This window comes from Acrocarpospora phusangensis (assembly GCF_016862995.1).
GTDB classification, from domain to species: Bacteria; Actinomycetota; Actinomycetes; order Streptosporangiales; family Streptosporangiaceae; genus Acrocarpospora; species Acrocarpospora phusangensis.
In genome coordinates, this window is sequence record NZ_BOOA01000205.1 from 1 (window position 1) to 1,134 (window position 1,134).

1 protein-coding gene is annotated in these 1,134 nt (G+C 66.0%); it reads right to left on the reverse strand.

Annotated elements, in window-relative coordinates:
- Window positions 1-38 precede the first annotated feature (38 nt).
- Window positions 39-878 (reverse strand): IS5 family transposase, encoded by an 840-nt coding sequence (locus Aph01nite_RS40935; RefSeq protein WP_204046482.1) that lies wholly within the window; start codon window positions 876-878, stop codon window positions 39-41.
- Window positions 879-1,134 lie beyond the last annotated feature (256 nt).

Below are 1,134 nucleotides of genomic sequence, written 5' to 3' on the forward strand. Positions count from 1 at the left end.
AGAGGTTGTTTAATCCTGCGAGTTCCGGCTTATGCGGTTCATGCGTTTCGCCAGGTTGGAGTGCTTTCGCCGGTCAGGCGACGGGACATGTTGTCGATCATCGCCAGGTGGATCATGGCCTCCGAGCTGGCGGGCAGGGTTTCGTAGTCGCGGGCCAGACGGCGGTGGAACATCAGCCAGCCGAAGGTGCGTTCGATGGTCCAGCGTCGGGGCAGCGGCGTGAATCCTCTGGTCGCGGGCGGGCGTTGGACGATTTGCAGGTTGATGCCGACGGTGGCGGCGTGTTCGACGAGGTGGTGGCGGTAACCTCCGTCGGCCCAGGCCGTGGAGATGGTTGGGTGCCCGATGGCGATGCGGTCGATGAGGGTGGTGCCGGCGATGGAGTCCTGCACGCTGGCGGCGGTGACCAGGACCGCGAGCAGCAGACCGAGGGTGTCGGTGACGATGTGGCGTTTTCGGCCGACGATCTTCTTGGCGGCGTCTGCGCCCTGGCTGCCGGCGGGGACGTCGGTGGAGGTCTTGACGCTCTGAGCGTCGATGACGCAGGCGGAGGGGTCGGGGTGGCGGCCTTCCGCGGTGCGGACCAGGCGACGCAGCAGGCCGCCCAGCTGGGTGAAGACGTCGTCGTCGCGCCAGGCGGCGAAGTACCAGTAGACGGTGGCCCAGGGCGGGTAGTCGCGAGGCAGGTAGCGCCAGGGGATGCCGGTCCTGTCGACGTAGAGGATCGCGTTCAGGACGGCGCGCAGGTCGTGGGTGGGTCTGCGGCCGATGCCCAGGGCGGTGGCCAGGCGCCGCTCGCGCCAGGTGGCCAGGACGGGTTCGACGAGTTGCCAGCGGGCGTCGGATAGGTCGCTGGGATACTTTTGGTGTTCGCTCATGTGCAGGGCGTATCGCTGGTCGATGGTCCGGGCACATTCCCACAGGGGTCACACTGGCGAACTGCTCCCGATAGTCAGCCGACAGAGGTGACGCCGGAGGGCATCGCGGGTCCAGACAGGATCAAACAGGCAAAAGCCAGTCGCATCCCTCCCGTCAGCCTCTCACGGGTATTTGAGCACCACCGTGAACATTCTCTGTGGCCTGCCCTGGTCAGCGGAAACGACGCATAGCCACGTGAATGCGAATCAAACATCC